12 protein-coding genes are annotated in these 12,609 nt (G+C 70.0%); 2 read left to right on the top strand and 10 right to left on the bottom strand.

What is annotated here, in order from left to right:
- The first annotated feature begins 3 nt into the window (after nt 1–3).
- Nucleotides 4–414, top strand: a complete 411-nt coding sequence (locus EJV46_RS09335) for a PRC-barrel domain-containing protein (protein ID WP_206020755.1) — start codon at nt 4–6, stop codon at nt 412–414.
- A 17-nt stretch (nt 415–431) separates the two neighbouring features.
- On the opposite strand, the gene EJV46_RS09330 is transcribed toward EJV46_RS09335, so the two are convergent.
- The 10 genes from EJV46_RS09330 to EJV46_RS09285 all read right to left on the bottom strand — a co-directional run bounded on the left by EJV46_RS09330 (nt 432) and on the right by EJV46_RS09285 (nt 9,645).
- Complete coding sequence (locus tag EJV46_RS09330) at nt 432–830, bottom strand: cupin domain-containing protein (protein ID WP_131548346.1); 399 nt, start codon at nt 828–830, stop codon at nt 432–434.
- A gap of 14 nt (nt 831–844) precedes the next feature.
- Nucleotides 845–1,285 (bottom strand): NfeD family protein, encoded by a 441-nt coding sequence (locus EJV46_RS09325; protein WP_131548345.1) that lies wholly within the window; start codon nt 1,283–1,285, stop codon nt 845–847.
- On the bottom strand, nt 1,282–2,220 hold the full coding sequence (locus EJV46_RS23410) for an SPFH domain-containing protein (protein WP_131548344.1): 939 nt from the start codon (nt 2,218–2,220) through the stop codon (nt 1,282–1,284). The genes EJV46_RS09325 and EJV46_RS23410 overlap by 4 nt, the downstream gene beginning before the upstream one ends.
- Before the next feature lie 136 nt (nt 2,221–2,356).
- Entirely contained in the window at nt 2,357–3,526 is a 1,170-nt protein-coding gene (locus EJV46_RS09315) for an MFS transporter (protein ID WP_165585441.1), read from the bottom strand.
- Complete coding sequence (locus tag EJV46_RS09310; protein ID WP_131548342.1) at nt 3,523–4,113, bottom strand: hypothetical protein; 591 nt, start codon at nt 4,111–4,113, stop codon at nt 3,523–3,525. Before EJV46_RS09310 ends, EJV46_RS09315 begins: the two co-directional genes overlap by 4 nt.
- A gap of 116 nt (nt 4,114–4,229) precedes the next feature.
- Nucleotides 4,230–5,252, bottom strand: coding sequence for an ABC transporter ATP-binding protein (locus EJV46_RS09305; RefSeq protein WP_240782485.1), 1,023 nt, complete (start codon nt 5,250–5,252; stop codon nt 4,230–4,232).
- A gap of 8 nt (nt 5,253–5,260) precedes the next feature.
- A complete protein-coding gene (locus tag EJV46_RS09300; RefSeq protein WP_131548340.1) occupies nt 5,261–6,241 on the bottom strand; it encodes an ABC transporter ATP-binding protein in 981 nt (326 codons plus the stop codon).
- Nucleotides 6,241–7,164 (bottom strand): ABC transporter permease, encoded by a 924-nt coding sequence (locus EJV46_RS09295; RefSeq protein WP_206020754.1) that lies wholly within the window; start codon nt 7,162–7,164, stop codon nt 6,241–6,243. Before EJV46_RS09295 ends, EJV46_RS09300 begins: the two co-directional genes overlap by 1 nt.
- Nucleotides 7,161–8,135 carry an ABC transporter permease gene (locus EJV46_RS09290; protein WP_131548339.1) on the bottom strand — a complete coding sequence of 325 codons (975 nt, stop codon included), beginning with the start codon at nt 8,133–8,135 and terminating at the stop codon, nt 7,161–7,163. Before EJV46_RS09290 ends, EJV46_RS09295 begins: the two co-directional genes overlap by 4 nt.
- A gap of 1 nt (nt 8,136) precedes the next feature.
- Nucleotides 8,137–9,645 (bottom strand): ABC transporter substrate-binding protein, encoded by a 1,509-nt coding sequence (locus tag EJV46_RS09285; protein WP_370323075.1) that lies wholly within the window; start codon nt 9,643–9,645, stop codon nt 8,137–8,139.
- A 516-nt stretch (nt 9,646–10,161) separates the two neighbouring features.
- Here EJV46_RS09285 and EJV46_RS09280 point away from each other — a divergent pair.
- On the top strand, nt 10,162–12,606 hold the full coding sequence (locus EJV46_RS09280) for a PBP1A family penicillin-binding protein (protein WP_240782484.1): 2,445 nt from the start codon (nt 10,162–10,164) through the stop codon (nt 12,604–12,606).
- Nucleotides 12,607–12,609 lie beyond the last annotated feature (3 nt).

Raw genomic sequence — 12,609 nt, 5'->3', positions numbered from 1 at the left:
ATCATGAGCGACATCCGCACGACCGAGCTCAAGGGCAGCGCGCAACGCGACGAGACAGCCGGGCTGATCTCCTCCGAGAAGGTGGAGGGCACGGCCGTCTACGATCCGACGGGAACCTGGCTGGGCTCGATCCAGAGCGTCATGATCAACAAGGTGAGCGGCCGGGTGGCCTATGCCGTGATGTCCTTCGGCGGCTTTCTCGGTCTTGGCGCCAGGTTCTTTCCGGTGCCCTGGTCGCAGCTCCGCTATGAGCCCGGCAAGGAGGGCTATGTCACCTCCATCACCGAAAGCCAGCTCTCCGCCGCGCCGGACTACGACGCCGGTCGCAGCTGGGAGGATGCCGACTGGCGCGACAGGATCGACCGCTACTACGGGATCGATCCCGACCTGACGCGAACCGGCGGCAGCATCTGACGCGGGCGGCCGGCCTGCTACCGGCCGAGGTACTGCTCGTCCGTCACCTGCTCCATCCACTCCACCGGCGAGGCACCGAGCCGTTCCTGGATGGCGATGTGGCTCATCGCCGTGGAGGCGGTCGCGCCGTGCCAGTGCTTCTCGCCCGGCGGAAACCAGACCACGTCGCCCGGCCGGATCTCTTCGACCGGGCCGCCCTCCCGCTGGACCCAGCCGCAGCCGGCGGTGACGATGACCGTCTGGCCGAAGGGATGGGTGTGCCAGGCCGTGCGGGCGCCGGGCTCGAAGGTGACGAGGGCGCCGCTCGCGCGTGCCGGATCGGGCGCGCTGAACAACGGGTCGATCCGAACCGTGCCGGTGAACCAGTCCGGTGGCCCCTTTCCGGAGGGCTTGGAGCCCGCGCGCTGAATATCCATCGGGCGTCTTCCCTTCAGGCCGCTTCCGGCCGGTCGACGATCAGTGTCGGCCCGTCATGCCCGACCACGATGATGGTCGCCCCGTCGGGAATCGCCATGCCGCCGCGCGAGCGCGCCGCCCAGCTTCCATCGGCGACCCGCACCCGCCCGACCGGCGCGATGTCGCCGATGGCGATGCCGCGCAGCCCCTGCAGCACCCGGTCCGGCCGCGACACGTCGCCGCGCTCGCGCTTCCGCCCGCGATGGAGGTACCAGACCGCCAGGCTGCCGGAGCAGCCGACCAGGAACATCAGCACCTGCGCGCCCCAGCCGAAGCCCAGGAAGGAGGCCAGCGAGGCCAGCGCCGCGCCCACGCCCATCCAAAGGAAGACGGTGAAGGGCAGCAGCATCTCCAGCCCCATCAGGACCAGCGCGATGACGGCCAGGACGGCCCAGCCCATGCCGTTGCCGGTCATCGGGGGCCGAAGGGTCCGGGCGGCACGATGCTCGGCACCGAGCCCGGCGGGCTGGGCGGATTCGGCTGCGCGCCGACCGCCGAGAGCGAGGCCATCACCTGCGCGATGCCGCCCGCCATGGAGGCCGATTCCATCGGGATGATCAGCGTCTTGGTCGAGGGGTTGGAGGCCAGCCCGCGCAGCGCGGCCATGTACTTGTCGGCGATGAAGTAGCTCAGCGCGGCGCCGCCCGAGCCCTCGCCCGCCTTGGCCACCACCTCGACGGCCTTCGCCTCCGCTTCCGCGAGGCGCTCACGGGCCCGGGCGTCCATCTCGGCCGCCTCCATCCGGCCGCGCGCCTCCAGCACCTGTGCCTCGCGCTTGCCGTCGGCCTCGGCGACCACGGCCCGGCGGCGGCGCTCGGCCGTCATCTGCAGGTTCATCGCCTCGATGAGGTTCTGCGGCGGCTCGACCTTGCGCAGTTCCACGCGCGTGACCTTCACGCCCCAGGGGTCGGTCGCCGCGTCCAGCACGGCCATGAGTTGGTGCGAGATCTCCTCGCGCTTGCTCAGCGTCTCGTCGAAGGTCATGGAGCCGATCACGCTGCGCAGGTTGGTCATCGCCAGCGCCTCCAGCGCCTTGCCGAGCTCGGCGACCTGATAGGCGGCCTTCACCACGTCCATCACGCGGTAATAGACGATGCCGTCCACCAGCACGGCCGCATTGTCCTTGGTGATGACCGCCTGCTCGGGGATGTCGAGCACCGTCTCCTGGATGCTGATCCGGTGCCCGACGCGGTCGATGACGGGCACGATGAGATTGAGGCCGGGCTCCAGCGTCCGGGTGAAGCGGCCGAAGCGCTCCACGGTCCAGATGCTTCCCTGCGGCACCGTCCGCACGCCCTGGAAGATGGCGATGACCGCGACGACGACGATCGCCAGAAGGACGTATTCCATGCCGCGTTGCTCCAAGCCGTTGGGTTGGTCGTACATATAGTTTCGGCCGCCGCCGGGACGACAGCTTCTTCGTCGCATGCGTGTCGCCGCGACCCCCTGGGCACGGCAGGCGAAGCCTCGATGGTCGCCGGTGAGCCTAGCCCCGATCCCGCACGGCCAGCAAAAAGGCGCCGGCGCCCAGGGCCGCGACGCCGGCCAGCATCCAGGGCACGGCGCCGTAGCCGCCGCCCGCCTCCCAGACCAGCGCGATGGCGAAGGGCGCGGCGGTGCGCGGCAGGACGCCGATCAGCGACAGCGCGCCGGTGATGGCGCCATAGCCCTCGCGCCCCAGGATCTCCGCCGTGCCGGCCGCGCGCACGATGGTCATTAGCCCGTCCGCGACGGCCCAGAAGGCCACGAAGGGCAGCAGCCAGATGACATCCGCCGGAGCCATGGCCAGCCAGACCAGCGCCAGCACCAGCAGCGGCGCGGCGAGGGCCCCCACCACCCGCATCGAGGCCCGGCTTCCGGCGAAGTACAGGATCGCCCGCGCCGCCACCTGGGTCGGCCCGTGCAGGGCCACCAGCAGCAGCACGCTCGCTTCCGGCAGGCCGAGCTCCCGCAACAGCGGGACGAGATGCGTGCCGAGCCCGACCCCTATGAAGACATGCGCCGCGAAGCAGAGCGCCAGGCCCCAGAAGGCCGGCCGTCGCAAGGCCCGCCGCAGCGCGTCGCCACGCCCCACGGCCAGACTGGGCGCGGGCAGCGTCACGCCGCGGAACTGCGCCCAGGCGATGACGGCGGGCACGAGCTGCAGCGCAGCCATCGCGAGCAGCGCGCCGCGCCAGCCCTGCCGCTCCACCAGCACCGCGATGAGCGGCACGAAGACGGTGGCGGTAAAGCCGGTGACGAAGGTGATGCCGGCGATGGCCTTGGCCGGATGCCGCGCCAGCGCGACCACCATGGCCATGGCCGGCGTCCAGAGGGCGGTGGCATGCGCACAGCCCATCGCGATCCAGAGCAGGTAGAAGACCCAGAGCCGGTCGACCATCGCCCAGCCCGCCAGCACCGCCGCGCCCAGCAGCGCGCCGAGGGTCAGCGGCAGGCGCCCGCCCTGCCGGTCGACCCAGCGGCCCACGGGGATGCCGAGCATGCCCGAGACCAGCAGGCCGAGGGTGAGAGCCCCGTTCAGCTCCCCGCGGCTCCAGCCGAGCTCCGCCTCCATCGGCTCCAGCACGAGGCTGAAGGGGAGGAACAGCGTGCCCCAGCCGATGAACTGGGTCAGGGCGGTGCCCCAGATCAGGCCGCGGTCGGTCGTCGGATTCACGATGGGAGGAGGATGCCCCGTTCCGCGTGGAAGCGCGAGAAGTCGTCCGGATGCATTCGCACGTCCTGGCGCGTCGCCTCGCTGTGGCCCGAGGGGTTGTGGAACCGCAGGCGCCCCTGCTCGTCGGTCCCGAAGACCAGGACCAGATGGCCGCCCCGGTGCGGCGGGTCGAGCTCCGGCGTGCGGATGCGCGGATGCACCGAGGCGATGTAGAGCCCGCCCGGCGCCAGCTCCGGGCGCGGCTCGTCCAGCACGATGCGCGCCGCGATGCCGCGGGCGTTCAGCCATTGCACCGCGCCGGCATAGATGAGGCCGCGGATGTCGTCGCCGCCTTCATCGATGTAGCCGCCGAGCGCCTGCACCTCGCGGCGGAGCGCGTGGATGCTGTGCACCTCGCCGCGCGCCGCCATGGCCATCTTCAGGCAGGCCATGCCGCAGAGGTGGTGGGCCCAGCGGGCGTATTCCGCGACATCGGCGGCGCCGCTCCCGGCCCAGAGCGGGTCGGTCGCGCTGGGGCGCCCGTCGAGGAATTCCGGAACCAGCTCGGCCGATTCCCATTGCGCGAAATAGGGAGGAGCCTCGTTCATCGAATCCGGCCGCACAGCGGCCGGCGCGCCCAGGCCGGCTTTGCCATGCGCGCTAACGTCGCGGCGCTAAGCCAAGGCGGCGGAGCCGCGGCCCGGCGCTTGAGGGCGCAGAAAACCTAGCCATTCAAATGGCAGGCGCTCAGATGTCCGGGCGCGATCTCCTTCAGCGCCGGCACCTCGACCCTGCAGCGGTCGAAGGCGTGCGGGCAGCGCGGGTGGAAGTGGCAGCCCGGCGGCGGGTTCAGCGGGGAGGGGATCTCGCCCTTCACGGTCGCGAAGGCCCGCTTGCGGGCCTCGATTCGCGGCACGGAGGAGAGCAGCGACACCGTGTAGGGGTGGTTCGCCCGCGCGAAGATCTCCTCCGAAGGCGCCTGCTCGACGACGCGGCCGAGATACATGATGACCACGCGGTCGGAGAGATGCTCCACCACGCCGAGATCGTGGCTGATGAAGAGATAGGTCAGGTCCAGATCGGCGCGCAGCTTCATGAACAGGTTCAGGATCTGCGCCTGGATGGAGACGTCCAGCGCCGCCACGGATTCGTCGCAGACCAGGAATTCCGGCTGCACCGCGAGCGCGCGCGCGATGCCGATGCGCTGCCGCTGCCCGCCCGAGAACTGGTGCGGGTAGCGCTTCTTCAGCGTGGGATCGAGGCCGGCGCGGCGCAGCTGCTCGTCCACATAGGACTCGAAGCCGCCGCGCGTGGTCATGCCATGGACCAGCGGGGCCTCGCCGACGATGTCCTGCACCTTCATGCGCGGGTTCAGCGAGGCATAGGGATCCTGGAAGATCATCTGCGCGCGCAGCTTGGCTTCCCTGGCCTCGGCGCCCTGCAACGAGCCGATGTTCCGGCCGCGCCATAGCACCTCGCCGTCGGAGGGCGGCATGATGCCGGCCACGACGCGGCCCAGCGTGGATTTGCCGCAGCCGGATTCGCCGACCAGCCCCACCACCTCGCCCTTGCGGATGGAGAGGTTCACATTGTCCACGGCGTGGACGATCTCCTCGCGGACCGGCGCGCCCAGCTTCTGGGCGAGCTTGCCGATGAAATCGAGCCTCTTCTCGAAGCGCTTGCTGATGCCGATCAGCTCGATGATCGGGCGTTCCGCTGCCGGGGCATGGCCCTGGATCTGTTCCATGGCCGCGCTCATGCCGCCACCTGCTCTTCCAGGTGCGGGTGGATGCAACGCGCGTGGCGGCCGGGGATCAGCTCCATCAGCTCGATCGGCGTCGCGCATTCCGGCGTGGCGCGATCGCAGCGGCTGCGGAACGCGCAGCCCGGGGGCAGCTTGAGCAGCGAGGGCGTCATGCCCGGAATCTGCCGCAGCGGCTCGCCGCGCTTGTTGCGGCTCGGCACGGAGCCGATCAGGCCGTGGGTATAGGGGTGGAGCGGCTTGTCCAGCACCTCGGAGACCGGCCCGTCCTCGACGACGCGGCCGGCGTACATGACGGCGATGTCGTCGGCGAGGCCAGCCACGACGGAGAGGTCGTGCGTGATCCAGATGAGGCTGGTGCCGGTGTTGGTGGCCAGTTTCTGCACCTCGGCCAGGATCTGGCCCTGGATGGTCACGTCCAGCGCGGTGGTCGGCTCGTCCGCGATGATCAGCTCCGGCCGGTGCAGCAGCGCGATCGCGATGGCCACGCGCTGGCGCATGCCGCCGGAGAACTGGTGCGGATAGGATTTCAGCCGCTCCTCCGGCGAGGGGATGCCCACCATCCCCAGAGCGTCTCGGCAGCGCTGCCGCGCCTCCTCCTGGCTGACCTTGGTATGTGCGAGAACCGTCTCGATCATCTGCGTGTCGATGCGCAGGACCGGGTTCAGCGTCATCATCGGGTCCTGGAAGATCATGGCGATGCGGTTGCCCCGCAGCTGCCGCATCTCCTCCTCGCTGAGCCGCGCGAGGTTCTGGCCGTGGAAGAGGATCTCCCCGCCCACCACGCGCCCGGGCGCATCGACAAGGCCGATGATGGAAAAGCCCGTCACCGTCTTGCCCGAGCCGGACTCGCCGACGAGGCCCATGACCTTGCCGCGGCCGACGGTGAAGCTGACGCCGTCCACCGCCTTCACCACGCCGGCCCGGGTGAAGAAATGCGTCTGGAGATTACGGACTTCGAGGGTGGCGACCATTACTTCTTCAGCCTCGGATTCAGAACGTCGCGGAGATGGTCGCCCATCAGGTTGATGCTCACGATGGTCACCAGCAGCGCGATGCCCGGATAGAAGCTGATCCAGTACTTCCCGCTCAGCATGTACTCGTAGCCATTGGCGATCAGCAGGCCGAGCGAGGGCTCGGTGATCGGCACGCCCAGGCCGAGGAAGGACAGCGTCGCCTCCAGCGCGATGGCGCGCGCGACCTGGATCGTGCCGACCACGATCAGCGGCGGCAGGCAGTTGGGCAGCAGGTGCCGGAACAGGATGCGCCGCGTGGGCAGGGCCAGGCACTGCGCCGCCTCGATGTATTCGCGCCGCCGCTCGACCAGCGCCGAGCCGCGCACCGTGCGGGCGTAATAGGCCCATTCCACGATGACCAGCGCGATCACCACATTGCCAATGCCCTTGCCCAGGAAGGCCAGGATCATCAGCGCCGCGAGGATGGTGGGGAAGGAGAGCTGCAGGTCGACGAGGCGCATGATCACGCTGTCGGTCCGGCCGCCGCCATAGGCGGCCAGCAGCCCGAGCGAGGCGCCCACCAGCGAGGCGATGAAGGCCGAGCCGACGCCCACGGTTAGGGAGATGCGTAGCCCGTAGATGATGCCGGACAGCATGTCGCGGCCCTGGTCGTCCGTGCCGAGCCAGTGGGTCATGCCCGACCCGCCCACCGAGCCCGGCTCCAGCCGCCCGTCCATGATGTCGAGCTGCGCGAGGTCGTAGGGATTCTGCGGCGTGATCCAGGGGGCGAGGATGGCCAGGAGCGCGATGATCCCGAAGACGATCAGCCCGCCCGTCGCGATCTTGCTCGCGAAGAACTCCGAGACGAAGCGGCGGAAGGGGGTCTCCTCCTTCACCACCTTCGCGACGACGGGGACTTCGTTGACGGTGACGTCGCTCACGACTTGCCCTCCAGCCGCACGCGCGGATCCAGCGTCGAGTAAAGGAGGTCCACCGCCAGGTTGATGATGATGAACATCAGCACGATGATCATCAGATAGGCCACGATCACGGGCCGATCGAGCACGTTGATGCTGTCGATGATCAGCTTGCCCATGCCCGGCCAGGCGAAGACGCTCTCCGTCACCACCGAGAAGGCGATGGTCGAGCCGAGCTCCAGCCCGACCACGGTCACGACCGGGATCAGGATGTTCTTGAAGACGTGCACATAGGTCACGCGCGCCGGGGAGAGGCCCTTGGCGCGGGCGAACTTCACGTAGTCCATCAGCATGGTCTCACGCACGCCGGAGCGCGTCAGCCGGACGACGAGGCTGATCTTGAACAACGAGAGGTTGATCGCCGGTAGGATGAGGTGGGCCAGCCCGTCCCGCGTCAGGAACGACCATCGCAGCCCGAGGAATTCCGCCGTTTCGCCGCGGCCCGTGCTGGGCAGCCAGCCGAGCTGCACGGCGAAGACCATGATGAGCATGAGCCCGACCCAGAAGGTCGGCAGCGAGAAGCCGAGGATGCTTCCCGCCATGATCGCCTTCGAACCCACGCTGTCCGGCTTGAGGCCGGCATATAGGCCCAGCGGCAGGCCGATCAGCACCGCCATGAAGGTGGCGCCGACCGCCAGCTCCAGCGTCGCGGGCATCTTCTGCAGGATGAGTTGCAGCGCCGGCTCGTTGAAGACGAAGCTCCGGCCGAGATCGCCCTGCACCGCGCGGGTCAGGAAGGTCAGGTATTGCTGCCAGAGCGGAAGGTCGAGGCCGAGCGCCTTGATGGCGCGCTCGCGCTCGATCTGGTCGGCATCGGGCGAGATCAGGATCTCGACGGGATCGCCGATGGCATAGACGCCGACGAAGACGATGACGCTCATGGCGAGCATCACCAGCAGCGCCTGCAGCAGCCGCCGCAGGAGATAGACGGTCACGTCAGCGCGCCGCGGCCGGGGCGGAGGCGGGGCGCACATCCTGCGCCCGTGTCAGCTCGTCCGCGCGGGGCGTCACCGCGAAGCCGCGGCGGGCGGCCCAGATATTGGTCTGGATGTGCAGCGGGATGAGCGCCACGTCGTCCAGCGCCATCCGCTCCAGCTCGATGAGCCGCGTCTGCCGGGCTTCCTCGTCCAGCATCTGCGAGGATTCCTCGAGGCCGCGGTCCAGCTCGGCATTGCAGTAGCGGCCGCGGTTGGAGGCGCCGAGGCCGGTGTCGCGGTTCGGGCAGGCGATCAGGTTGCGCAGCGGGTGGCTCCCGTCCGGGTTCATGCCCCAGCCCATCAGGAAGGAGGAGAACTCGGCCCGGCCGGCGCGGCCGATATAGGTCGGCCAGGTCAGGGCCTCGACCGTGGTGCGCACGCCGATGCGGGTCCACATCTGGCCGACGGCCTGGATGATCCGGGCGTCGTTGGGATAACGGTCGTTGGGCCCATGCAGGGTGATGCGGAAGCCCTGCGGGAAGCCCGCCTCGGCCAGCAGGCGCCGCGCGCCGTCGGGATCGAAGCGCGGCACGGGATAGCCCGGGATATGGCTGGTCACGCCCTCGGCGAGGAACTGCCCGGTGGCCGTCGCCGCGCCTTCCATGACGCGTCCCACCATGTTCGGCCGGTCGATGGCCATGGAAAGCGCGCGGCGGACCCGGATGTCCTTCAGCGGATTGCGGGCCATGGGCCGGCCGTCATTGTCCGTCACGAAGGGCGTCGCATCCTCGCGGGAATGGTCCGTCCAGAGGAAGATCAGCCGCAGGCCCGTGGTCTCGTAGAGCGCGAGCCGGCTGTCGTTCCGCATCCGGCTCAGATCGGCGGTGGGAACCTGGTCGATCACGTCCACGTCGCCGGCCATCAGGGCCGCGGTCCGGGCCGCGTCATTGGTGATCATGCGGTAGTTGACCCGCTGGAAGGCCGGGCGGTCGCCGAAATACTGGTCGTTGCGCTCCAGCTCGATGCGGTCGCCATTGGCGTGCCGCACGACGCGGAAGGGCCCGGTGCCGACCGCCAGCTCGCCGCTGTTGAAGCGCTCGGTCGACCCGCCCTCATGGGTCTCGCGGTCGAGGATATAGATGTTCGTCATGTCCATGGGCAGCAGCGGATAGGGGGTCCGCGTGTGCAGCCGGATGGTCAGGGGATCCACGACCTCCACCCTTACGATGGGGCGGACGAAGACGGTGAAGGAGGCCGGGCTGTTCGGGACATTGGGCACGCGCGCCAGGGTGTAGGCCACGTCCTCGGCCGTGAATTCGCGCCCGTTGTGGAAGCGCACCCCGGCGCGGAGCTTGAACTCCCACACGGTGGGCTCCACGGCGCGCCAGCTCTCGGCGAGGCCGGGGACGCTGCGCGCGCGATCGTCGGTCTCGACCAGCCGGCTGAAGATCATGCTCGCCGCCGCGTTGTTGGGCGAGAGCTGGTGGTAGTGCGGGTCCAGGCTGGTGACCGGGGCGCCGACGGCCATGGTCAGGGTTTGCGCGGGGGCCTGAGTGGCCGCCAGTCCCAGAAGGCCTGAAACGGCCAGGGCGCGGAATGTCGAGCGCATCTTGTGAGGTCCCCCGGGTTTGGCGCAGCGAAGCGCGGCTTGTAGCAGCAAGCTAACAGCACAATCCAGGGCGCCCCAACTTCTTCCGCGACAGGTCCCGGGGAACCGCTCGCTTCCCTTGCAACGGCGGTGGAGACGGCCTCGCTTCGCGCCAATCCGCCCGGCGACGGCCGCGCGCCGCAAATTTGCCGCAGGCCGGTGAAATCTCCGGGCCAGCCATGCGTTGGGGAAACCGACGCCCGGCTCCCCCATAATGTGCTAGATGCCGCCCATGCCCATGACTGCCGATCCCCTATGACTGATGGTCCCCTTCAAGCCCCGGTGATTCCGCCGCGGCCGCGCCCAGAGCCCAGGAAGCCGTCCGGACGGGAGGGCCCGAAGGCCGGCAGCCGCCCGCCCTTCCGGCTCTTCGGGGGCTTCGTCCGCAGCCTGTTCATGATCGCCATCATCGGCGTGATCGCGGCCGGCGTGGCGGGCTACGGCCTCTACCGCAAGCTCGAATCCGATCTCCCCGACTACCGCTGGCTCGCCGACTATCAGCCCCAGCAGATGAGCCGCATCTATGCCGGGGACAGCCGGCTCATGGCCGAACTGGCCGCCGAGCGGCGGGTCTTCGTGCCCATCGAGGCCATTCCCCGCCGGCTCCAGCAGGCCTTCATCTCGGCCGAGGACCAGAACTTCGAGAGCCATCAGGGCGTGGACCCGATCGCCCTGGCGCGCGCCATCGTCACGAATGTGGAGCAATATGGCTCGGGCCGGCGCATGGTGGGCGCGTCCACCATCACCCAGCAGGTCGCCAAGAACATGCTGGTGGGCAGCGACCGCACCATCCTGCGCAAGGCGCGCGAGGCGCTGCTGGCCATCCGGCTGGAGAACGCCCTGCCGAAGCCGCGCATCCTCGAGATCTACCTCAACGAGATCTTCCTGGGCGCCCAGGCCTATGGCGTGGCCGCCGCGGCCCAGGCCTACTTCAACAAGTCCCTGGACGAGCTGACGATTTCGGAGACGGCCTTCCTCGCCGCCCTGCCCAAGGCGCCCAACAACTACAATCCCCTCCGCTATCCCGAGGCGGCGCGAATCCGCCGCGACTGGGTCATCGACCGCATGACCGAGGACCGCGTGATCACCACGGCCGAGGCCAGCGCCGCCAAGGCCGAGCCCATTCAGGCCCGCCCCTCCCGCCGGCCGGACATGGTCGCCGTCGGCGGCCACTTCACCGAGGAGGTCCGGCGCGAGCTCATCCAGCGCTTCGGCCAGGAGCAGACCCAGGGCGGCGGCCTCGTCGTCCGCACCAGCCTCGACCCCAACCTCCAGGCAGCGACCGAGGTCGCCCTGCGCAACGGGCTGATGGCCTATGACCGCCGGCGCGGCGGCTGGCGCGGCGCCCTCGGCAAGAGCGCCTCGGGCCCGACCGAGTGGCTGCCGGCCCTCGAAGCCTTGCCCCGCCCGCCCGGCATGCTGAACGAATGGCGCCAGGCCGTCGTGCTGGAGGTCCGCGAGCGCGATGCCCGCCTCGGCTGGTACGAGCGCCCCAATCCGCGCGTGCCGGCCGAGCCGCGCTACGGCGCCGTCCTCCTGGAGGATCTGGCCTGGGCCCGCCCCGTGCTGCCTGCCCAGCCCGGCCAGCCACCGCGCCTCGGCAATGCGCCACGCCGCGTCTCCGAGGTGCTCTCCGTCGGCGACGTGGTGATGGTGGAGCCGGAGCCCAATCGCCCGGTTCCCGCCGCCGCGACCCCCCGGAGCGCCGCGCCCGCCGGCCCCAGGCTGGAGCGGCTCGCGCTCCGCCAGATCCCCGAGGTGGAGGGCGCCGTGGTCGCGCTCGATCCCAACACGGGCCGCGTCCTCGCCACCTCGGGCGGCTGGAGCTACGAGCGCAGCCAGTTCAACCGCGCCACCCAGGCCCAGCGGCAACCCGGCTCCTCCTTCAAGCCCTATGTCTATCTCACGGCACTGGAGGCCGGCATCCCGCCCAATCAGCGCTTCCTGGACGGGCCCATCGAGGTCTCGACGGCCCAGGGCGTCTGGCGTCCCGGCAATTACGGCGGCAGCCTCAGCGGCGGCTACGTTACCATGCGCTCGGCGCTGGAGCGGAGCCTCAACCTCGTCACCGTCCGCATCGCGCAGCAGGTCGGCATCGACCGCGTGGCCGATACGGTCGCCCGCTTCGGCGTGATCGACAACATGCCGCGCTACCTCTCCATGAGCCTCGGCGCCGGCGAGACCACGGTGCTTCGCCAGGCCGCCGGCTATGCCAGCTTCGTGAACGGCGGGCGCCGCGTGGAGCCGACCTTCATCGACAGCGTGCAGGACCAGCGCGGCCGGGTGATCTGGCGTAGCCAGGCCCGCGAATGTGCCGGCTGCGAGGCGGGGCCCGACGGACAGCCGCCCCGCATCGCCGAGAACCGCCAGCAGGTCGCCGATCCCATCGCCGCCTTCCAGATCGTGAATCTGCTGCAGGGCGCGGTGCAGCGCGGCACCGGCGGGCGGGCAGGGGCCGGCCTGAACCGCCCCGTCGCGGGCAAGACCGGCACGACGGACGACTACAAGGACAACTGGTTCGTCGGCTTCACACCCGACATCGTGATCGCCGTGTGGGTCGGCTATGACGACCCGCGCAGCCTCGGCAACGGCGAGACGGGCGGCAGCAATGCGGCGCCGATCTTCCGGGAGGTGGCCGCGGCCGCGCTCCAGGGCAGCCCGCCCGTGCCCTTCCGCGCGCCGCCGGGCGTGGCGCTGGTCCGCATCACCACCGATCGCGGCGAGAGCATCCTGGAGACCTTCCGCCCCGGTACCGAGAACTCGGCCACGGCGCCGACCGAGGGCGGCGGCGGCTCGGCCGCGGCGGCCCGTGTGGACAGCGGGCTCGGGGGACTCTACTGAGGT

This window comes from Roseococcus sp. SYP-B2431, assembly GCF_004336745.1.
GTDB lineage: Bacteria > Pseudomonadota > Alphaproteobacteria > Acetobacterales > Acetobacteraceae > Roseococcus.
The sequence above is the reverse complement of the archived record's forward strand: the minus strand, read 5'-3'. Positions and strand labels throughout refer to the sequence as shown.